The following is a 22,196-nucleotide window of genomic DNA, read 5'->3' as shown; positions in this document are numbered from 1 at the left end:
CAAGCTTCGGTGGACGACATCCGCAGTAAAAAACGCCGGCCCAGCGCCGCAACACAGGGCAACCGTTTGATTTTAAGGTGAATGGAAGATGCGTGAGATGAAAAAACAGGGCAAGGGGGCAGCAGCAGCGGCACCCGCCACCGCCTTGACGATGCTGTGCCTGGCCATGCTGGCACTGCCCGGCATGAGCCGTGCTCAGGAAACAGTTGCTGCCGCGCCCGCCGTGCCGGAACGGCAAGTGACGATCGAGGAATACCTGGTGCGCGGCAATACCGTGCTCGATGCGCGTGCCATCGAAGAGGCGGTCACGCCCTTCCTGGGGCCGGGCCGCACCCTGAAGGATGTGGAAGGGGCACGCGACGCTTTAGTCGCCGCTTACCAGGCGCGCGGCTACCAGTCCGTCTACGTGGACTTGCCGGAGCAGCAGGTGGAGCAGGGCGTGGTGGTGCTGCAGGTGAGCGAAACCAAAGTGGGGCGCTTGCGCGTGGTCGGTGCGCAATACAATTCGCCGCTCGACGTGCGCCAGCAAGTACCGGCCCTGACCGAGGGCAAGGTGCCCGACTTTACGCAGGCGCAAGTGGAACTGACGGCCCTGAACCGCAGCCCCAAGCGCCAGGTGATGCCGCTGGTCAAGCAGGGCAGCTTGCCCGGCACCATGGACGTGGACTTGAAGGTCGATGACAGCAGCCCCTGGCGCGCCAACGTGGGCTTGAACAACGATTACAGCGCCGATACCAAGAAGCTGCGTAGCAGCGTGTCGCTGGGTCACGACAACCTGTGGCAAATGGGGCATAGCGCCACCCTCAGCTTTTTCGGCACGCCAGGCGACCTGAACCAGACCCGCGTCTGGTCCGCCTCGTACGTGGCGCCCATCGGCACGCAGGGCTGGAGCGTGGAAGCGACCGGCTACCAGTCGAACAGCAACGTGGCCAGCACGGGCGGCACCAGCGTGCTGGGCAAGGGCCACGCGCTGGGCATGAAAGTCAACTACACGGTGCCCAACAGCGGCATCTGGTGGCACAGCTTTTCTGCCGGCATCGATTTCAAGGATAACCAGGAAGCGCTGCAATTGAATGGCGCCGGTTCCAGCATTCCCTTGAAATACGTGCCGCTCAGCGTGGCCTACAACGGCTTTGCGCAGACGGATGCGGCGACCTACGGCCTGGGCCTGTCGCTGGTGGCCGGCACGCGCGCCGCGTTCGGCTATGCCAGCGATAGCGCCGCCTACGACAACAAGCGCTACAAGGCCTCGCCCAGCTTCCTCGTCCTGAAGGGCGACGCCAACGCCACTTATACCCTGGGCAGCGGCGCGCAGCTGCATGGCAAGCTGGCTGGCCAGTTGGCCGATGCGGCGCTGGTGTCGGGCGAGCAGATGGCCGCCGGCGGTGCCAATTCCGTGCGCGGCTATCTGTCGGCCGAAGCGACGGGCGACTATGGCGTCTCGGGCACCGTCGAATGGCGCACGCCCCAGCTGACGTATTTCAGCCGCCTGGAAAACTGGCGTTTGTTTGCCTTTGCCGATGGTGCGCGCCTGCGCCTGCGCGACCCGCTGATCGAGCAGAAAGACTTGTTCGGCCTGGCGTCCGTGGGCGTGGGCAGCAGCTTCCAGTTCCTGCGCTATCTGAATGGCCGTATCGATTTTTCCTATCCGCTGCGCGATGGCCCGCGCACGCACAAACACGTGCGCCGTATCAATTTCAACCTGTCGGCCAGTTACTGACGGGCCAGCTCACCAGCACTGCACTTTTTTAGACTTTTCTTCGGAGAATCACTGTCATGCAACGTTTTCGACGTCTCTTATTCTTGCTCACGATCCTGGGCACGCTCGTTCCCGGCCTGGCGCATGCCTGGTGGCAGCCCGACTGGGCTTACCGCAAACCCGTCACCGTCGACGCCGGCCCCAAGGCGGGCGCCGTGGGCGGCGATCCCGGCCGCATTCCTGTGCTGCTGCGCTTGCATTCGGGTAACTTCAACTTCGAAGGCGTCAGCGACACCGGCGCCGACCTGCGCTTCGTGGCGGGCGACGATAAGACGGTGCTGAACCACCAGATCGAACAGTTCAACCCGCTGCTGGGCATTGCCCTGATCTGGGTCGACGTGCCGGCCCTGACGGCGGGCACGCCGCAGCAGTTGTGGATGTACTACGGCAATCCGAAGGCGCCCGCTTCCGGCAATGGCCAGCGTACTTTCGACCCCGACTACAGCCTGGTGTACCACTTCACCGAGCCTGGCGTGCCTTCGCGCGACAGCACTGCCTACGGCAACCATGCCCAGACAGCCGTGCCGGCGCTGGACGGTTCCGTCATCGGCGCCGGCGCCCGCCTCGGCACGACACCCCTGATGCTGCCTGCCTCGCCTTCGCTGGCGCTGGCCGCCGGTGCGCCGTTCACCTTTTCCGCCTGGGTGCGTCCGGACAGCCTGGGCGCGCAGCAAGTGCTGTATGCACGCCGCGATGGCGCCAATGAATTGCTGATCGGCGTGGACCAGGGCGTGCCGTTCGTGCAGGTGAATGGCCAGCGCAGCAAGCCCGGCCAACCGATCCAGGCCGCGCAATGGTCGCACCTGGCCGTCAAAGCCGATAAAGCCAATGTGGCCCTGTACGTAGGTGGCCGTCCGGCCGTCTCGCTGGCCACCGCGCTGCCAGCCTTCACCACGGCCGCCTCGCTCGGTGCCGATGCGGCGCCGGTCGCCACCGGCACCGCCACCCTGAACAATTTCACGGGTGCCATCGACGAACTGCGCCTGTCGCGCACGGCACGTCCCGATGCCCTGCTGCTGGCCGACGCCGTCTCGCAAGGTTCCGAATCGCGCCTGGCCGTGTTTGGCGCCGATGAACAGCAAGCGGGCAAGAGCCATTTCGGCTTCATCATCGCCGCCATGCCGCTCGACGCCTGGATCGTCGTCGGCGTGCTGGGCCTGATGATGGTCTTGTCGTGGATCATCATGATCGGCAAGGGCCGCAGCTATGGCGCCATCTCGCGCGCGAATGCGCAATTCATGCAGTCGTTCCACGAAGCGGCCGGCGCGCCGCTCGACCACCTGGCGCGCAACGGCAAGCTGAGCGCTTCCGTGAAGACGGATTCCTCGCTGTGGCGTCTGTATGACGTGGCCATCGACGAAATGCGCCGCCGCCACGACCGCGGCTACGACTTGAATGCCGTTTCCAACGCGACCATCGGCGCCATCCGCGCCGCCATGGATGGCGTGCTGGTGCGCGAAAGCGAGCGCATGTCGAAACGCATGATCTGGCTCTCGACCACCATCGAAGGGGCACCTTACGTGGGCCTGTTCGGCACCGTGATCGGCATCATGCTGGTGTTCGTCGTGGCGGCCATGGCCGGCGCCGTGGACATCAACTCGGTGGCGCCAGGCATGGCGGCAGCGCTGTTGTGTACGGCTGCGGGCCTGGGCGTGGCGATTCCCGCCCTGTTCGGCTACAACTGGCTGTCCTCGCGTTCGGACGCCATCGTCGCCGACATGGTCGTCTTCGTCGACGAATTTGCCACGCGCCTGGCTGAAGAGCAGGGCGACGGACGCCAGATGCGTCCCGTGCTGCAACAGGCTTGAGGGGCGCATAACCATGGCCACCTCCGCCAAGTTTACCCCCCGCAAGCGTAGCGGCGGCATCAACATCACGCCCTTCGTCGACGTGCTGCTGGTGGTGCTGGTGATCTTCATCTTGACCAGCAACGCCAGCATTCCGGGCATCAAGGTTGACCTGCCCAAGGCCAGCTCGGCCATGGCGCTGGAAAAGCCGAAGACCAAGGCCATCACCATCGATAACGCGGGCCAGGTCTTCCTCGATGCCTATCCCGTCACCTTGCCCGAGCTGGAAGAGCGTTTGCGCACGGAAAAGGCCTTGACGCCCGACTTCCCCGTGATCGTGCGCGGCGATGCCGCCGTGCAGTACGCGAAAGTGGTCGAAGTGCTCGACTTGTTGCGCCGCATCGACCTGAACCAGGTGGGCCTGGTGACCGGCAAGCCGGCATGAGGAGCGCAAGGTGAAGCGTGACGACATGATGAAGATGGCCGCCTCGGAACCATCGGGCGCGGCGCAGTGGTGGCGCCGCTGGGGTGGCGTGGCCGGTGGCGCACTGCTGGCCGGCGCGCTGGTCGCGCTGGTCTGGTATCTGCTGTCGGACACGGCGGCTACCAGGCGCGAAGTGGCGGCGCCGCCGATGCTGATGCTGCCCCCTCCGCCACCGCCGCCGCCGGAACCGGAAAAACTGCCGGAACCGACGCCCGACAAGGTGGTGCCGGAAGTGTCGGAGCCGGAACCGACGCCGGCCGACAAGCCCATGGACGATGCGCCGGAAAGCCCGTCGCCGGACAAGGGTGACCCCGTCACTATCGACGGCGCGGCGCAGGCTGGCAGCGATGCCTTCGGCATCCAGGCCGGGCGCGGCGGCGGCATGACGGGTGGTGGCGGTGGCGGCGGCCTCGGCGCGGGATCGTATGGCCGCTATGTGGCCAACGCGCTGCAACTGGCCTTTGCCCGCGATCCGCGCACGCGCCAGCTGGCCTTTGCCGACATCCGCGTCGACCTGTGGCTCGACACGGAAGGCAAGACGACGAAAGTGCAGCTGGTGCAGGGCACGGGCAATGCGCAGACGGATGAGCAGGTGCTGGCCATGGTGCGCGATTTCCGCGCCGATGAGCGGCCACCGGCTTCCCTGCGTTTCCCTGCCCGCGTTTCGATCAAGGGCCGCCGGCCGTAAGCGCATGAACTAATTCCTCATTTACCGAAAGAAGCGATGAATTCCTTATTTTCTCCCTCACAGCGCATGCGCCGCCTTCCGCTGGCGCTGGCTGCCCTGGCCCTGAGCATGGCGGCAGGCGCAGTACAAGCGCAAGCACCGGCCGACAGCACCATGGTCAAATTGATCCGCGGCCTGATCCAGAGCGGCGCCCTGAACAAGGATGCCGGCGAAGCGCTGCTGGCACAGGCACAGAGCGAAGCGCTGGCCGCGGCGCAAGCCCGTCCCGCCGCCGCGCCGGCCGCCCTGGCACAGGTGCAGCCGGGCGATGTGCGCGTGCCGTATATTTCGCAAACCGTGCGCGAGCAGATCCGCGACGAGATCAAGGGCCAGGTACTGGCCGAGGCCAAAGCGGGCGGCTGGGCGGCGCCAAATGAAACGCCGGCCTGGACCAAGCGCATCCGCCTGGAAGGCGATGTGCGTGCACGCTATGAATCGCGCTATTACGACATGGCCAACAGCAATATCGAGATCGACTGGCGCGCGCTCAACAGCGGTAGCGGCTACGACGTCAATTCGAACACCAACCTGGCCCTGCCGGTGCTGCTGAACACGCGCGAAGACCGCAAGCACCTGCTGCGCGCCCGTGCCCGCCTGGGCATCCTGGCCGACATTTCCGACAGCACGCAAGCCGGCATCCGCCTGGCCAGCGGCAATGACGACAGCCCGGTGTCCACCACGCAAACCCTGGGCGGCGGCCTGGGCAAGAAAAACATCTGGCTGGACCAGGCCTGGCTGTCCTACCAGCCCGCGTCCTGGCTGAAACTGACGGCAGGCCGCTTTGATAACCCGTTCGTCTCCGGCGATGAACTGTTTTCCAGCGAACTCAATTTCGACGGCATCGCCGCCAAGGTGCAGCAACCGATCGGCGCCGCCAAGGACGTTACCGTGTTCGGCACATTGGGCCTGATTCCGCTCGAGTATTCGTCCGACAATGCGCCTAGCCGCAGCCAGGCAAAAATGTCCAGCGAAAACAAGTGGCTGCTGGGCGCACAGGTGGGCGCTTCGTGGAAGATCAATCGCGACCATCAATTGCGCGGTGCGCTGGCTTACTACAACTTCCGCAACATCAGCGGCGAGTACTCGCAGCCGTGCGCGCTGTACGCGGGGGCCGATGGCTGCAGCACGGACTGGTCGCGTCCGTCGAGCATGCAAAAGGGCAATAGCTTGATGCTGTTGCGCAATATCGCCTTGAACCCGCTGGACCCGGCGAATACGCCGCAGCCGCAATTCGTCGGCCTGGCGTCGAAGTTCCGCCTGGCCAATCTGAATGCGCGCTGGGATAGCAAGGTGGCCGGCGGCAAGGACTTGCGCATCGAGGGCGATTTTGTGCGCAACATGGCCTACGATAAGAACGCCATGTGGGCGCGCGCCAAGGGCGGCATCATGAATAACTTTGGCGGCACGGGCGGCGTCTCGCAAGCCGATTTCAGGAGCGGCGGCAATGCCTACATGCTGCAGGCGACGCTGGGCAAGGCCAGCCCTGCGGCACGCGGCGACTGGAACGTGCTGCTCGGCTACAAGCGCATCGAACCGGATGCCTTGCCTGATGCCTACAACGATTCCACCTTCCACCTGGGCGGCACGAATGCGCGCGGCTACTACCTGGGCGGCGCGTATGCGCTCGACAAGAATACCTGGTTGAACGGCCGCTGGACGTCGAGCCGCGAAGTGTTCGGTTCGGCACTCTCGATCGACACCCTGCAAATCGAACTGAACGCGCGTTTTTAAGGAGCCACGATGTTGACATCCAACACAATGCGCGTGCCGCTCCTGCTGCTGAGTTTGCTGGCTGCCAGCACGGCGCAGGCGCAGCAAAGCATGGAAGAGCGCCTGCGGGCCGAGTTGCGCAATGTTACGGCGCAATTGCAGCAGACACGCGGCGAGCTGGAAGTGCTCAAAGCGAAGGGCACATCTGCCGCCAAGGCGGCGCCCGTGGCCGCTCCCGCCAGCGATGGCTTGAAAAAGGAGCTGGCACGCAGCCAGTCGCTGCTGGCGCAGGAGCGCGCGCAACGGGAAAAACTGGGCGAGCAGCAACAGCGCAGCGCTGCCGCCGCGCAAGAGGCGGCCGCCAACCTGGCGCAGTACCGCCAGGCCAGCGAACAGCTGGCCGCCACGGGCAAGCAGCTCGAAGCGCAGCGCGCGCGCCTCGACGGTGAAGTGACTGCGCAGCGGGGCGCCCTGGCGCGTTGTGCAAGCAAGAATGCCCAGCTGTATGCGGCCGGGCAGGAAATCTTGCAAGCGTATGAGGGCCTCGGCGTGCTGGACGTCATGCAAGCGCGCCAGCCGTTCGCCGCGCAAAGCCGGGTCAAGCTCGAGCAAATTGCGCAGCAGTATGGCGACCAGTTGTACCAGGGCCGCTTTGATGCGCGTCAAACAGAAACGCCGGCCGCTCCCGCGCCGGCACCCCAATAATTTTATTTGCTGAAATGGAATGACGATGGAACACACCAACACCAACTTGCTGACCACCCTGAATGCGGAACAAATGGCCGAAGCCATCAAGGCGGCCGGCTGCGCCGTGACCAGCATCGAACACGACGGCGTCGTGCGCTTGCATAGCGCCAGCCATGGCATCGGCTTTCAGGTGCTGTGGGGCAATGAAGCATCGCCTGGCCAGTACGCGGACCTGACCCTGAGCTGCCCGCTGCGCGTGCAGGGCGGCGACTTGCCGGCCGGCTTGCTGGCCGAATGGCACCGCAGCAAGCGTTTTGCCCGCGTGGCCCAGCATGGCGATTTTGTCGTGCTGGAAATGGATGTGCTGGTCGCCGGTGGCGTCAGCAAGGAGCACCTGTATATCAATCTGCAACTGTGGACGCAGATGATGGGCCAGTTCTTCTTGTTTTTGCGCAACTTTACGCCGGCCGATACGAGCACTGCACCGGTAGTCGAGGCCGCCAGCGTGGCAGAAGAAGAAACCATGCCGGCCTGATAAGTCGCGTCCGCCAGCGGCGAAAATGGCCGGAGACTGGCCTTTTTGGCCGCTGGCGGGTCCCAAGTGTCGTATTAAATACTTATTTTTTAGGCATCGCGCATTAAAACTGTTCAAAGAGCGTGTGTGAATCAAGCCAGCAACGCCTGTATGGCGGATAATATTGCCTGTTGCCGATTTGGATACGTCCTTTACACAAAAATGCGCCCCATGGATTTTACCCGCGACGAAACCAGTGAAACCCCAGTTGCCCCGGCCAGCTTGCCGGGAGCGCCTTTGCCGTATGCCGTCGCCACCTGGCTGCAGCGGGTGGAGGCTGCCGCCCATCCGAAGGCCGTGCTGACGATTGCCGAGCCGGACCCCAAACTCAACCAGCATCGGCTGATCTACGTGCTGGCGCCCACCAGCGGTGGCCGCCACGTGGCCCTGTGCCTGTACAAGGCGCGGCTGCGGCCGAATGGCGACGTGGCGGCGGCGAGTCCCATCAGTGAAATCTTTTCCCTGCTGTCGGCGCCGCCCACGTTCTTGACGCCAGCCGATGAAGACCTCGTGCGTTTCTTCGTGGCCATGCGCAGCGGGCAAAATTCGCAGACGGGTAGCGCCACGGAGCCGAAGGGCAAGGTGGGCGCGGCCCTGCTGAAAATGCTGGCCGAGCAAGATAAACTGTTGTGGGCCAATTCCTGGGCCGATGTCGGCAATGGCCTCGTGTACCCGTTGAAGGAAGGCCCCGTGCGTCCCGCGCGCCTGTTCTGGCGCGACGAAGGCAAGACCATGCGCCTGGGCTGGCAAGTGGACCCGCCGGAAGGCGTGAAGCACCATGGCGCCGACCAGATCGACTACATGCTGCCCACCGATCCACCGTGGTACATCGACAACCTGTCCTGCGGCGTACTGGAATTGAACCAGGGCGGCTCCGACATTTCCCTGGCCGACTTGCAGGCGCTGGTGGCGCAGGCGCCACCGCTGAACGCGAACGACAAGGTACGCGTGTCGCAGCTGCTGCTGGCGCAGGGCTTGCAGCATTTGATGCCGCTGCCGCAACCGTTGCCGCAGCGCTTGCGCAAGGACGTGCCGGCGCAACCGGTCTTGCTGATGGATAGTGCCATGCTGGCCGATGGCAGCGTGCAGCGCTGGAGCGATTTCGCCGTGCTGTCCTACGACTACGATGGCGAGCGCGTCGCGTTCGACCCGTCGCAGCGCGTGGTGCGGCAAGTGGGCGAGGTGACGGAAATTATCCAGAGAAACACGGGCGATGAAGCGCGCGCCCTGGCCACCCTGGCCGAACTGCAATTCAAGAAGCCGGGCTCGGCCCCCTTGAGCGGCTTGAAGGGCGCCTTGCAACTGCCGTCCCAGGCGGAATGGCTGCGTTTTGCCGAGTCCGGCATCGACACCTTGCTGGAGCAGGGCTGGATCGTGGAAAAAACGGCCAAGTACCGCTACGACGTGAGCGAGGTGGGCGACTGGTACGCGGAAATCGATGACCAGGACCCGGACAGCGGCAACGCCTGGTTCGAGCTGGAACTGGGCATCGTCGTCAACCATGCGCGCGTGCCCCTGCTGCCCGTGCTGGTGCAGATGATCCGCAATGCACCCAACGATTTCAATCCGAAAGTCATCGAAGCGCATGCGGATGATGACCAGATGCTGGCGACCTTGCCGGACGGCACGCGCGTGGCCCTGCCGTGGGGCAGAGTGCGCCCGATCCTGAACACCCTGGGCGAACTGTATTTCAGCGACAAGATCAAGCATGCCGTGCGCATGTCGACCCTGGACGCGGCGCGCCTGGAAGAACTGGCGCGGGGCCTGGAACTGCGCTGGACGGGCGGCGAGCAGCTGCGCGCCATGGGCCGCAAGCTGAGCCAGTTCGGTTCCGTGCAAAAAGTGGCGGCACCGGCCGGCTTGCAGGCGACCCTGCGCGATTACCAGGCCGACGGCCTGGCGTGGATGCAATTCCTGCGCGACCATGACCTGGCCGGCATCCTGGCCGATGACATGGGTTTGGGAAAAACCGTGCAGACCTTGGCGCATATCCTGGTAGAAAAGGAAGCGGGCCGTTTGACGCATCCGGCGCTGGTGATCGCGCCGACGAGTTTGATGGGCAACTGGCAGGACGAGGCGGCCAAGTTCGCGCCCAGCCTGAAAGTGTTGCTGCTGCAAGGCAAAGACCGCGCCCAGCAATTCGACCAGATCGACCAATGCGATTTGGTGCTGACCACCTATGCGCTGTTGCCGCGCGACGAGGAAACCTTGCGCGAGCACGATTTCCACCTGGTCATTCTCGACGAATCGCACTACATCAAGAATACGCGCAGCAAGGCGGCGCAAAGCGCGGGCCTGCTGCGCGCGCGCCACCGCCTGTGTTTGTCCGGCACGCCGCTGGAAAATCATTTGGGCGAACTGTGGTCGCAATTCCACTTCCTGTTGCCGGGCTTGCTGGGCGACGAAAAGACGTTCAATACCCAGTTCCGCCACCCGATCGAGCGCCAGGATGACCCGCTGCGCCGCATGCTGTTGAACCGTCGCATCAAGCCCTTCCTGCTGCGCCGCACGAAAGACAATGTGGCCAAGGAGTTGCCGCCGAAGACGGAAATGGTGCGCAAGGTGGAATTGACGGGGCCGCAGCGCGACCTGTATGAAACCGTGCGTCTTGCGATGGATCAAAAAGTGCGCGAAGAGATCGACAAGAAGGGCGTGGCGCGCAGCCAGATCGTCATTCTCGAAGCGCTGTTGAAACTGCGCCAGGTCTGTTGCGACCCGCGTCTGGTGAAGTCCTTGCCGGCGAAGAAGCAATCGGCCGGTTCGGCCAAGCTGCTCGACCTGATGCAGATGGTGGAAGACTTGCTCGACGAAGGGCGCAAGATCCTCGTCTTTTCGCAATTTACCAGCATGCTGGAATTGATCGAGGAAGAGCTGGAATCGCGCGATATTCCGTATGCCTTGCTGACGGGCGAAACGAAAGACCGGGGTGCGCAAGTGGCGGCCTTCCAGCAGGGCGCCGTGCCGATCTTCCTGATCAGCCTGAAAGCGGGCGGCGTGGGCCTGAACCTGACGGCGGCCGACACGGTCATCCACTACGACCCGTGGTGGAATCCGGCGGCGGAAAACCAGGCCACGGACCGCGCCTGGCGTATCGGCCAGGACAAGCCCGTGTTCGTCTACAAGCTGATTGCGAAGGGCACCCTGGAAGAAAAAATCCAGTTGCTGCAGCAAAAGAAATCGGAGCTGGCGCAATCGATCCTGGCCGAAGGCGAAGCGCAAAAGATGGCGCTCACGCAGGAAGACTTGCAGCAGATTTTCGCCCCGCTGGAAGATTAAGGGCGCCGCACGCTTATACTTGGCGATTCTTACTTGCCAGGTATAAAGCATGCTGCCCATTTTCTTCCTGCTGCTTGCCGGCGCCATCCTCATGGCGCTGCGTTTTGTCCAGTTGCGCCGCGCCCTGTTGCGCGCGCGGGCGGGCGAAATGCAATTTCGCCTGCTGGCCGAACATGGCCGCGACGCGACCTTCCTGCTCGACGCCACCACCCTCGATTTACTCTACATCAGCCCTGCCGCGCAGCGCCTGACGGGCCACGATTTGCCTGCCTTGCGCGCGCATGCGGCGCGCCTGGCGACGGATCTGCCGGCCCGCTTGCAGCGCTGGCGTGATGGCGACGCCAGCCGTTTGACCTTGCTGCGCGAAGTGGAACTGCCGCATGCCGACGGCCACCTGCTGGCGCTGGAAATCAGTTCGACCATCGTGCCGGCCGCAGCGGCGATGGGGCGGGGTGTCACCGTGGCGGGCACGCTGCGCGACGTCAGCGCCGTCCAGGCGCAGGAAGCCGAGCGGGAAAAGGAGCAAAAGCGCTTCGCCTCGATGCTCTCGCATGAATTTCGCACGCCGCTGGCCACCATCGACGGCGCCATCCAGCGCCTGGTCTCGACATCGCAAGACGCCGACGAGGCCACGCGCAAGCGCTACGTGAAAATCCAGACGGCCGTCGACCGCCTGCTGGGCATGATCGACGATTATTTGTCACCCGAACGCATGGCGGCCATCGGCCGCGAGCGGGCCGCCGACGGCATCGCGCCGCTGGCCTTGCTGCAGCAGGCGGCCGCCACCGTCCCAGCCAGCCACACAGTGCAACTGGAACTCGACGAGGACTTGCCGGCCAGGCTGCGCTGCGACGTGCCCGGCATGGCCCTGTGCCTGAAAATCTTGCTGGACAACGCCGTCAAGTTCAGCCCGCCGGGCAGTGCGATCACCCTCTCGGCCAGGCTGGTGCCCGAAGGCGGTGTGGCGCTGTGCGTGCGCGATGCGGGAGCTGGCTTGCGGGAAGAGGAACTGGCGCAGTTGTTCGAGAAAGGAAGCCGTGGAAGCGCTGCGACACATCCGGGCGCTGGCCTGGGCCTGTACATGGCGCGCGCCGTGGTGGATGTGCATGGCGGGAGTTTGCAGGGGCATAATCTGCCCGAAGGCGGCGCGGTATTCCGCATTTGGCTGCCGCTTCCTGTCTAGACAAGGAAAAGCCTTGCTTCCGCTGAAGGCAACCGTGATAATTCCTTGACGTAAACCTATTGTGCCGTCCATCATGGTGCAGAAGTGCATCGCATGGTTTGCCCACGGTAGCTCACTAACGGAAGAATGGCGTAGCAATGACGAAAATACTGATCGTCGAAGACAATCTCGACTACGCCGAAGACATGGCGGAGTTCCTCGTTGAGCTCGAACACGAAGTCCATATCACCAGCTCTGCTGGCGGGATGTGGACGGCGCTCAGCCATGGCAATGTCGGCGTGGTCGTGCTGGACCTGGGCTTGCCCGATGAGGATGGCTTCAACGTTATCCCCCGCATGCGCCAGCTGTATCCGCAAATCGGCGTGCTGGTGCTGACGGGGCGAGTCGCTTTCGACAGTCGCATCCTGGGCTTGCGCCTGGGCGCCGACCACTATCTGACCAAGCCGATCAAATTCCCCGAACTGGCCGCGCACATCGAGGCGCTCGACCGCCGCGTCGGGCCGCAAGATCCCGTGCCCGAGCCGGGCAAGTGGACCTTGAAAGTGAGCGCACGCCAACTTGAGCTGATGGGCGCCGTCATTGCCTTGACGGAGAAGGAATTCAACTTCCTGCACCTCTTGACCATCAATACCCGCCCCGTGCCGCGCGACGTCATCGTGGCTGGCATGGGCGGCGAAGATCCCGATGCGGGCCGCAGGGTCGACATGCTGGTGTACCGCCTGCGCAAGAAAGCCAAGACGGGACTGGGCCAGGACTTGCCACTGCGTAGTGCGTATGGCGAGGGCTACAGTCTGTCGGCCAGTTTCAACCTGTCCTGATACGGGACGCCAGCCGCCCGACAGTGGCTGGCGCAATAGAGGGACAGAGTCGGCCGCTTTTTTCAGTCATTCAAATAAAACAGGGTCAGAGTCGCGTCTTGTGCGCTCAAGTGTGTAAAATCAAGGCCTTAGCCTATCTTTACTGACACTGCCATGGCCCGTTTGCCCCGCCTCATCATCCCAGCACTGCCCCATTATGTGATCCAGCGCGGCAGCAACCGCCAGCCCGTGTTCCAGGACGCGGCCGACTACGCGCAATTTTTGTCCTGGCTGAAAACGGGCGCGAAAATGTTCAAGGTGGCCATCCACGCCTATGTTTTATTGCCTGATCAGCTACACTTATTGGCCACGCCCAGCGATGCGACGGGGCTGGGGCAGCTGATGCAGTGGCTGGGGCGTTATTACGTGCCGTATTTCAACCAAAAATACGGCCGCGAAGGCGCCTTGTGGCAGGGACGCTACAAAACCTCGGTCATCGATCCCGATAATTTCTTCCTCACTTGCTGCCGCTACCTGGAATGCGTGCCCGTGCAAACGGGCTTGGTGGGCCAGGCACTGGACCATGCTTGGTCCAGTTATGCCCACCATGCCGGCGTGCGTCCCGATGCCGTCATCACCGACCACGCGCTGTATTGGGCGCTGGGCAACACGCCCTTCGACCGCGAGGCAGCCTATCTGCACTTGTTCGAGCAGGGACTGGGCAGCAGCCAGGTCAAGCTGGTGGAAGAGGCTGTATTGAAGGGTTGGCCGCTGGGTTCCGAGCCATTCAAGCAGGCGCTGGAGCAGAAAATGCAACGGCAAGTACTGCCGGCCAAGCGAGGCCGTCCCCGCAAAATCGTGTCCGACGCGGACGCCAGTTGAAGCATATTCGCGTTTAAAACAAAAAATGCTTCCGTTCTGACGTTTTATTGAAATCGCCTTCACTATGTCCCCATTAAATTTTTAGAGCGACGGAATAGAATTTAATTCGACTCCGACCCTATTTATTCTAGTTGAGTTTTTTGTTGCGTTGCACTACTCTAGTTTTTCGATAGTCATATGCAGCGGAGAAGCCCATGAAAGCGCAAGGCCTGTACGACCCAGCCAATGAACACGATGCCTGCGGCGTCGGTTTCGTCGCCCATATCAAGGGCAACAAGACCCATTCGATCGTCGAACAGGGTTTGCTGATTCTGAAGAACCTCGATCACCGGGGCGCCGTGGGCGCCGATGCGTTGATGGGCGATGGCGCCGGCATCCTGATCCAGATTCCCGACCAGTACTACCGCGAAGAAATGGCCAAGCAGGGCGTGGAATTGCCGCCGCCTGGCGAATACGGCGTAGGCATGGTCTTCCTGCCGAAGGAACACGCGTCGCGCATCGCCTGCGAGCAGGAAATCGAACGCGCCGTGCGCATCGAAGGCCAGGTCGTGCTGGGCTGGCGCAACGTGCCCATCGATACGGACATGCCGATGTCGCCCACCGTGCGCGCCAAGGAACCGGTCATCCGCCAGATTTTCATCGGCCGCGGCCCGGACATCATGGTCACCGACGCGCTCGAACGCAAACTGTATGTGATCCGTAAATCGTCGGGCCACGCCATCCAGGCCTTGAAACTGCTGCACGGCAAGGAATTCTTCGTGCCGTCGATGTCGGCCCGTACCATCGTCTATAAGGGCTTGCTGCTGGCCGACCAGGTGGGTGTGTACTACAAGGACTTGCAGGATGCGCGCTGCATCTCGGCCCTGGCCCTGGTGCACCAGCGTTTCTCGACGAATACCTTCCCCGAATGGCCGCTGGCCCACCCCTACCGCCTGATCGCCCATAACGGCGAGATCAACACGGTGAAAGGCAACTTCAACTGGATGCGCGCGCGTGAAGGCGTCATGAAGTCGGCCGTGCTGGGCGACGATTTGCAGAAACTCTTTCCGCTGATCTACGAAGGCCAGTCCGACACGGCGTGCTTCGACAATGCGCTGGAACTGCTGCTGATGGCTGGCTACCCGATCGCCCAGGCGATGATGATGATGATTCCTGAAGCGTGGGAAAACCACACGACGATGGATGACAACCGCCGCGCCTTCTATGAATACCACGCGGCCATGATGGAGCCGTGGGACGGCCCCGCCGCCATGGCGTTTACGGATGGCCGCCACATCGGCGGCACCCTGGACCGCAACGGCTTGCGTCCGGCGCGCTACATCGTCACGGACGATGACCTGGTGGTGATGGCGTCGGAATCGGGCGTGCTGCCGATTCCCGAGTCGAAAATCATCCAGAAATGGCGCTTGCAGCCTGGCAAGATGTTCCTGATCGACCTGGAAGCGGGCCGCATCATCGACGACCAGGAGCTGAAAAATACCTACGCCAACGCCAAGCCGTACAAGGCGTGGATCAACTCGGTGCGCATCAAGCTCGACGAGATCAAGATGGCCGAAGGACAAGCGAAACAGGACCGCGCCCAGGGCGAAAAAGCGCAGCCATCCTTGCTGGACCGCCAGCAGGCGTTCGGCTACACGCAGGAAGACTTGAAATTCCTCATGGCGCCGATGGCCGTGGCCGGCGAAGAGGCGACGGGTTCGATGGGCAATGACTCGCCGCTGGCCGTCATGTCGAACAAACTCAAGCCTTTGTATAACTACTTCAAGCAATTGTTCGCGCAAGTGACGAATCCGCCGATCGACCCGATCCGCGAAGCGATGGTGATGTCGCTGGTGTCCTTCATCGGCCCGAAACCGAACTTGTTAGATACCAACAACGTCAATCCGCCGATGCGCCTGGAAGTGGCGCAGCCCGTGCTGGGCTTTGACGACATGGCGCGTCTGCGCAACATCAGCGCCCACACGGGCGGCAAGTTCAAGTCGTATGAACTCGATATCTGCTACCCGCTGGCCTGGGGCAAGGAAGGCGTGGAAGCCTGCCTGGCCTCGCTGTGCGCGGAAGCCGTCGATGCCGTCAAATCCGGCCACAACATCCTGATCGTCTCGGACCGGGCCGTGTGCGCCGACCAGGTAGCGATCCCTGCGCTACTGGCCACCTCCACCGTGCACCAGCACCTGGTGAGCAAGGGCTTGCGCGCCTCCACCGGCCTCGTCGTGGAAACGGGTTCGGCCCGCGAAACCCACCATTTCGCCTTGCTCGCAGGCTATGGCGCGGAAGCCGTCCACCCGTATCTGGCCATGGAAACCCTGGCCGAGATGGCGCACAGCTTGCCCGGTGACTTGTCGGGCGACAAAGCCATCTACAACTACACCAAGGCGGTCGGCAAGGGCTTGATGAAGGTCATGTCGAAGATGGGCATTTCGACCTACATGTCTTACTGCGGCGCGCAAATCTTCGAAGCCATCGGCTTGAACAAGTCGCTGGTGGACAAATACTTCAAGGGCACGGCCTCGAACGTGGAAGGCATCGGCGTGTTTGAAGTGGCGGAAGAAGCGCTGCGCCTGCACGCGCTGGCCTTCGGCAACGATCCCGTGCTGATGGATAAGCTCGACGCGGGTGGCGAATATGCGTTCCGCGTGCGCGGCGAAGACCACATGTGGACGCCGGATGCGATTGCAAAGCTGCAGCACTCCACGCGCAGCAACAATTTCTCCAGCTATAAGGAGTACGCGCAAATCATCAACGACCAGAGCCGTCGCCACCTGACCTTGCGCGGCCTGTTCGAGTTCAAGCTCGACCCGACCAAGGCGATACCGCTCGATGAAGTGGAACCGGCCAAGGAAATCGTCAAGCGTTTCGCCACGGGCGCCATGTCGCTCGGTTCGATCAGCACGGAAGCGCATGCCACCCTGGCTGTCGCCATGAACCGCATCGGCGGCAAGTCGAATACGGGCGAGGGCGGCGAAGATCCGAACCGCTACACGCAGGAATTGAAGGGCATCCCGATCCGCCAGGGCGACACCATGGCTTCCATCGTTGGCGCCGAACAGATCGTCGTCGATATCCCGCTGCAGGAAGGCGATTCCATGCGCTCGCGCATCAAGCAGGTGGCGTCGGGGCGTTTCGGCGTCACGGCCGCCTACCTGAACTCGGCCGACCAGATCCAGATCAAGATGGCGCAGGGCGCGAAGCCGGGCGAAGGCGGCCAGTTGCCGGGCCATAAGGTGTCGGAATATATTGCCAGCCTGCGCTTCTCCGTGCCGGGCGTGGGCCTGATTTCGCCGCCGCCGCACCACGATATCTATTCGATCGAAGACCTGGCGCAGCTGATCCATGACTTGAAGAATGCCAATCCGCGCGCCTCGATTTCCGTAAAACTGGTGTCGGAAGTGGGTATCGGCACGGTGGCCGCCGGCGTGACCAAGGCGAAAGCCGACCACGTGGTCGTCGCCGGCCATGACGGCGGCACGGGCGCCTCGCCCCTGTCGTCCGTGAAACATGCGGGCACGCCGTGGGAGCTGGGTCTGGCGGAAACGCAACAAACCCTGGTCTTGAATGGCTTGCGCAGCCGTATCCGCGTGCAAGCCGATGGCCAGATGAAGACGGGCCGCGACGTGGTCATCGCCGCCCTGTTGGGCGCCGACGAAATCGGTTTCGCCACGGCGCCGCTGGTGGTCGAAGGCTGCATCATGATGCGCAAATGCCACTTGAATACCTGCCCCGTGGGCGTGGCCACGCAAGACCCCGTCCTGCGCGCGAAGTTCTCCGGCAAGCCGGAATATGTCGTCAATTACTTCTTCTTCGTTGCCGAGGAAGCCCGTCAACTGATGGCGCAGCTGGGTATCCGCACCTACGATGAACTGATCGGCCGCGTCGACTTGCTGGACAAATCCAAGGCGATTTCGCACTGGAAGGCGCAGGGCCTGGATTTCTCGGCCATCTTCTACAAGCCGGAAACGCCGGATGGCCAAGCTTGTCGCCACGTGGAATTCCAGGACCATGCGCTGGAAAAGGCACTCGACCACAAGCTGATCGCGCAAGCGCGCGCGGCACTGGAAAAGGGCGAGCGCGTTTCCTTCATTTCACCCGTGCGTAACCTGAACCGCACGGTGGGCACCATGCTGTCGGGCGAAGTGGCGAAGAAATATGGCCACGCCGGCTTGCCGGACGACACCATCCACATCCAGTTGCAAGGCACTGCGGGCCAGTCGGCCTGCGCCTTCCTGGCGCATGGCATCACGATCGACCTGGTGGGCGAGGGCAACGATTACGTGGGTAAAGGTCTGTCGGGCGGGCGCATCATCGTGCGGCCGAATACGGAGTTCCGCGGCTGGGCCGTGGACAACATCATCATTGGCAACACGGTGCTGTACGGCGCCATTGCCGGCGAAGCTTTCTTCAATGGCGTGGCCGGCGAGCGCTTTGCCGTGCGTAACTCGGGCGCCACCACGGTGGTCGAAGGCCTGGGCGACCATGGCTGCGAATACATGACGGGCGGTACGGTGGTGGTGCTGGGCAACACGGGACGCAACTTTGCGGCCGGCATGTCGGGCGGCATCGCCTATGTGTATGACCCGGCTGGCGACTTTGCCAGCAAGTGCAACACGGCCATGGTCAGCCTGGACAAGGTCGTGTCTGCGGCGGAACAGCATCTCGACCGCGACGCTTGGCATACCCAGCACCGCGATGGCGTGCCGGAAGCGGACGAAGTCATCCTCAAGCGCCTGATCGAGCGTCACTTCAAGCACACGGGCAGCACGCGCGCCCGCGTCTTGCTCGACGACTGGGCTGTGGCGCGCGGCAAGTTCGTGAAAGTCTTCCCGAACGAATACAAGCGCGCGCTGATTGAAATGGCTGCCGATGCCGCCATGGAAGTACAAGCCGTCGCCGCCTGAGCCAGCCAAGCTCATTGCCAAATGAATGACCAGGGAGCGGCCCAGCCGCTCCCTGCCAGCCTAATACAAAGGAAACATCGTGGGTAAAATTACCGGCTTCATGGAATTCAAGCGCCAGGACGAACACTATCTGGAGCCTGCCGCGCGCCTGAAGAACTACAAGGAATTCGTGCTGCACCTGTCCGACGCGCAAGCGACCGTGCAGGGCGCGCGCTGCATGGATTGCGGCATTCCCTTCTGCACCACGGGTTGCCCCGTGAATAACATCATTCCCGACTGGAATGACCTGGTGTACCGTGGCGCCTACCGCGAAGCGCTCGATACCTTGCATTCGACGAATAATTTCCCGGAATTTACGGGCCGCATCTGCCCGGCGCCGTGCGAATCGGCCTGTACCCTGGGCATACACGAAGATCCGGTCGGCATCAAGTCGATTGAACATAAAATCATCGACATGGGCTGGGAACACGGCTGGGTCACGCCGCAGCCTGCCAGTTTTAGTACCGGCAAGAAAGTGGCCATCGTCGGTTCCGGCCCCGCCGGCCTGGCGGCGGCGCAGCAGCTGGCGCGCGCCGGCCATGCCGTCACCGTGTTTGAAAAGAGCGACCGGGTCGGTGGTTTGTTGCGTTATGGCATCCCTGACTTCAAGATGGAAAAGTCGCACATCGACTTGCGCGTAAAACAGATGGAAGCCGAAGGCGTGGTCTTCCGCACCAGCGTGCTGGTCGGCAAGGATTTTCCCGCCCATGTCAACAACTGGGCCAAGGAGACCATTTTCCCGGAAGACCTGGAAAAAGAATTTGACGCCGTCATCATGGCCGGCGGCGCCGAGCAGCCGCGCGACTTGCCCGTGCCGGGCCGCGAATTGAAAGGCGTGCACTTCGCCATGGATTTCCTGCCGCTGCAAAACAAGGTCAACGCGGGCGACAAGCTCAAGGACCAGATCAAGGCCACGGGCAAGCACGTGGTGGTGATCGGCGGCGGCGACACGGGTTCCGATTGCGTGGGCACCTCGAACCGTCATGGCGCCGCTTCGGTGGCCCAGTTCGAACTGATGCCGCAGCCGCCGGAACAGGAAAACAAGCCCTTGGTCTGGCCGTACTGGCCGACCAAGCTGCGCACCTCGTCCTCGCACGAGGAAGGCTGCGAGCGCGACTGGGCCGTGGCCACCAAGCGTTTCGAAGGCAAGGGCGGCAAGGTGGAAAAGCTGATCGCCTGCCGCGTGGAGTGGAAAGACGGCAAGATGAGCGAAGTGCCCAACTCGGAATTCGAGATGAAAGCGGACCTGGTCTTCCTGGCCATGGGATTTGTTTCCCCTGTACAACAGGTATTGCAAGCGTTCGGCGTCGATACGGATGCGCGCGGCAACGTCAAGGCGACAACGGATGGCGCCGGCTGCTACCAGACTTCGGTCGCCAAGGTGTTTGCTGCCGGCGACATGCGCCGTGGCCAGTCGCTGGTGGTATGGGCCATACGCGAAGGACGCCAGTGCGCGCGTGCCGTTGATGAGTTCCTGATGGGGGCATCCCTGCTGCCGCGTTAAAAAACGAGCAATTGGTCGTTTTTTGCCAGGGCCACGGCGCGGATTGCGACGTGGCCTTTGTTATTTTTACCTGTCAAGTCAACAACGGTGAATGCCATCGGGCAGGGACGCGATGCGGCGGTCAAATTTCCACTACAATATCTGACTTTCGATTCATTAGTGTTGTATTCTCCCCCTTTACGGGGCTATCCCCAGGGGTGTCTCAGCAGAGGTTGGCGTTTCTGCACTACAATACGCCATTAAAATAGTGAGCTTCGTCGTGCCAAATCTTGTTGAGATCCGTGATTTACACTTTGCCTATGGAGAACGTTCGATTTTATCGGGCCTTCAAATGGATTTCCCACGTGGAAAAGTTGTGGCCGTCATGGGTGGCTCCGGCAGTGGCAAGACGACCGTACTGCGCCTGATCGGCGGGCAGTTGCGTCCCAGTTCAGGTTCCGTGAATGTCGACGGCCAGATCGTGCATACGCTCAAGACGGACGAGTTATACCAGTTGCGCCGCAAGATGGGCATGCTGTTCCAGCACGGCGCCTTGTTTACGGACTTGACGGCGTTCGAGAACGTGGCGTTTCCCCTGCGCGAGCACACGGATTTAAATGAAGAGCTGATCCGCACCCTGGTGCTGATGAAGCTGCACGCCGTGGGTTTGCGCAATGCGGCGCAATTGAAGCCGGCCGAGATTTCAGGCGGCATGGGCCGCCGCGTAGCGCTGGCGCGTGCCATCGCGCTCGACCCGGAACTGATCATGTATGACGAGCCGTTCGCCGGCCTGGACCCGATTTCCATGGGCGTGACGGCTAATTTGATCCGTAATCTGAACGATGCGCTGGGCTCCACGTCTATCCTGGTATCGCACGACGTGAAGGAGTGTTTCGCCATCGCTGATTATGTCTATTTTCTGTCATCGGGCAAGATCGTGGCGCACGGCACGCCGGCCGAAATGGCCGTGTCGACGCATCCGTACGTCAAGCAGTTCGTCAATGCCGAGGCCGATGGCCCCGTGCCGTTCCATTATCCGGGCAAGTCGCTGGCCGACGACCTGGGTCTGCACGCGGGAGCGGGCCGATGATCGCGCGTTTCCTGGCGGCGATCGGCGCATGGTTGCGGCGGTCGCTACAAGACCTCGGCTTTGCCGTGCGTTCGTTTTTTATCATTGTCGCCTCCTCGGGTGGGCTGTGGCGCCGTCCGCACTTGCTCATCGAGCAATTGTTTTACATCGGCAGCCGCTCGGTAGTGATCATCGCCGTCTCCGGCCTGTTCGTCGGCATGGTGTTGGGTTTGCAAGGCTATTACACACTGAGCACCTTTGGCGCGACGCAGTCGCTGGGGCAGTTGGTGGCGTTGTCACTGATGCGTGAACTGGGTCCGGTCGTCACGGCGCTGCTGTTCGCGGGCCGCGCCGGCACCTCGCTGACGGCGGAAATCGGCCTGATGAAGGCGGGCGAGCAATTGTCGGCCATGGAAATGATGGCCGTCAATCCTATCCAGCGCGTGCTGGCGCCCCGATTCTGGGCCGGCGTGATCGCCATGCCTATCCTGGGTGGCATCTTCACGGCCGTCGGCGTCATCGGCAGCTACCTGGTGGGCGTGGTGCTGATTGGCGTCGATGAAGGCTCGTTCTGGTCACAGATGCAAGGTGGCGTGAATGTCTGGAAAGATATCGCCAACGGCACGTATGTCAAAAGCATGGTCTTCGGCATCGCGGTGACCTTCATCGCGCTGTTCCAGGGTTACCAGGCGCAACCGACGCCGGAAGACGTTTCCGGTGCTACTACGCGCACGGTGGTCATTTCCTCGTTGATGGTGTGGTGGCTCGATTTCATGATGACGGCGTTGATGTTTAGCAAGTAATTGCCGATCAGCGACAAACAGCGGGCCTGGGCAAGATGTTG

At 62.5% G+C, this 22,196-nt stretch carries 15 protein-coding genes; all 15 read left to right on the top strand.

Annotated elements, in window-relative coordinates; translation table 11 throughout:
- Positions 1-88 precede the first annotated feature (88 nt).
- The 15 genes from K0F85_RS22340 (at position 89) to mlaE (ending at position 22,155) form a co-directional block, all read left to right on the top strand.
- Complete coding sequence (locus tag K0F85_RS22340) at positions 89-1,720, top strand: ShlB/FhaC/HecB family hemolysin secretion/activation protein (protein WP_219118120.1); 1,632 nt, start codon at positions 89-91, stop codon at positions 1,718-1,720.
- 56 nt (positions 1,721-1,776) lie between these two features.
- Positions 1,777-3,567 carry a DUF2341 domain-containing protein gene (locus K0F85_RS22335; protein ID WP_219118119.1) on the top strand — a complete coding sequence of 597 codons (1,791 nt, stop codon included), beginning with the start codon at positions 1,777-1,779 and terminating at the stop codon, positions 3,565-3,567.
- Positions 3,568-3,580: 13 nt separating this feature from the next.
- Positions 3,581-3,991 (top strand): biopolymer transporter ExbD, encoded by a 411-nt coding sequence (locus K0F85_RS22330; RefSeq protein ID WP_034753784.1) that lies wholly within the window; start codon positions 3,581-3,583, stop codon positions 3,989-3,991.
- A gap of 10 nt (positions 3,992-4,001) precedes the next feature.
- Positions 4,002-4,718: an energy transducer TonB gene (locus K0F85_RS22325; protein WP_257572971.1), complete on the top strand. Its 717-nt coding sequence runs from the start codon at positions 4,002-4,004 to the stop codon at positions 4,716-4,718.
- A 66-nt stretch (positions 4,719-4,784) separates the two neighbouring features.
- Positions 4,785-6,488: a putative porin gene (locus K0F85_RS22320; protein ID WP_257572970.1), complete on the top strand. Its 1,704-nt coding sequence runs from the start codon at positions 4,785-4,787 to the stop codon at positions 6,486-6,488.
- Between the two features lie 9 nt (positions 6,489-6,497).
- Entirely contained in the window at positions 6,498-7,172 is a 675-nt protein-coding gene (locus tag K0F85_RS22315) for a hypothetical protein (RefSeq protein ID WP_219118117.1), read from the top strand.
- A 25-nt stretch (positions 7,173-7,197) separates the two neighbouring features.
- Entirely contained in the window at positions 7,198-7,689 is a 492-nt protein-coding gene (locus tag K0F85_RS22310) for a YbjN domain-containing protein (protein ID WP_257572968.1), read from the top strand.
- 210 nt (positions 7,690-7,899) lie between these two features.
- Positions 7,900-11,004: a DEAD/DEAH box helicase gene (locus K0F85_RS22305; RefSeq protein WP_219118115.1), complete on the top strand. Its 3,105-nt coding sequence runs from the start codon at positions 7,900-7,902 to the stop codon at positions 11,002-11,004.
- Between the two features lie 49 nt (positions 11,005-11,053).
- A complete protein-coding gene (locus K0F85_RS22300) occupies positions 11,054-12,187 on the top strand; it encodes a HAMP domain-containing sensor histidine kinase (RefSeq protein ID WP_219118114.1) in 1,134 nt (377 codons plus the stop codon).
- A 137-nt stretch (positions 12,188-12,324) separates the two neighbouring features.
- Entirely contained in the window at positions 12,325-13,005 is a 681-nt protein-coding gene (locus tag K0F85_RS22295; protein ID WP_034753797.1) for a response regulator transcription factor, read from the top strand.
- Positions 13,006-13,158: 153 nt separating this feature from the next.
- Positions 13,159-13,866, top strand: a complete 708-nt coding sequence (locus tag K0F85_RS22290; protein ID WP_219118113.1) for a transposase — start codon at positions 13,159-13,161, stop codon at positions 13,864-13,866.
- 194 nt (positions 13,867-14,060) lie between these two features.
- Positions 14,061-18,761, top strand: coding sequence for a glutamate synthase-related protein (locus tag K0F85_RS22285; RefSeq protein ID WP_219118112.1), 4,701 nt, complete (start codon positions 14,061-14,063; stop codon positions 18,759-18,761).
- A 79-nt stretch (positions 18,762-18,840) separates the two neighbouring features.
- Complete coding sequence (locus K0F85_RS22280) at positions 18,841-20,304, top strand: glutamate synthase subunit beta (protein ID WP_219118111.1); 1,464 nt, start codon at positions 18,841-18,843, stop codon at positions 20,302-20,304.
- A 259-nt stretch (positions 20,305-20,563) separates the two neighbouring features.
- A complete protein-coding gene (locus K0F85_RS22275) occupies positions 20,564-21,373 on the top strand; it encodes an ABC transporter ATP-binding protein (protein WP_219118110.1) in 810 nt (269 codons plus the stop codon).
- Complete coding sequence (mlaE, locus tag K0F85_RS22270) at positions 21,370-22,155, top strand: lipid asymmetry maintenance ABC transporter permease subunit MlaE (protein ID WP_219118109.1); 786 nt, start codon at positions 21,370-21,372, stop codon at positions 22,153-22,155. Before K0F85_RS22275 ends, mlaE begins: the two co-directional genes overlap by 4 nt.
- The last annotated feature ends 41 nt before the right edge of the window (positions 22,156-22,196 follow it).

Source organism: Janthinobacterium sp. UMAB-56 (genome assembly GCF_900095265.1).
GTDB lineage: Bacteria > Pseudomonadota > Gammaproteobacteria > Burkholderiales > Burkholderiaceae_D > Janthinobacterium.
The sequence above is the reverse complement of the archived record's forward strand: the minus strand, read 5'-3'. Positions and strand labels throughout refer to the sequence as shown.